The organism is Rhodobacter sp. NTK016B (genome assembly GCF_017303295.1).
Lineage (GTDB): Bacteria > Pseudomonadota > Alphaproteobacteria > Rhodobacterales > Rhodobacteraceae > Pararhodobacter.
Genome location: NZ_JAFKOK010000080.1, coordinates 1 through 215, shown reverse-complemented (window position 1 = coordinate 215; position 215 = coordinate 1). Strand labels below are relative to the sequence as shown.

The 215-nt window shown below is 66.0% G+C and carries 1 protein-coding gene; it reads right to left on the bottom strand.

All coding sequences use genetic code 11. The annotated features are described in order from the left end of the window. On the bottom strand, window positions 1–215 hold a 215-nt coding region (locus tag JI664_RS23775; RefSeq protein ID WP_207016269.1), incomplete at both ends, for a hypothetical protein.

Here is a 215-nt window from a genome sequence, read left to right as displayed (position 1 = left end):
GATCGCCGCCCACATCGCGCAGCCCGAAGGCCACGGCATAGCGCTCGCCCGCCTTTGCCAGAATGCTCCGCTCAAGCGCGAAGGTAATTTCCTCGAACCCGCCGCCGGTGAACGGAACCTGCACCGTCTCGACAAGCTCATAGCCCGTGAGCAAGCTGGCGATCTGCGCCGACGACGCCGTGACCTGCCGGTAGAGCTGCATCTCCGCCGTGGTG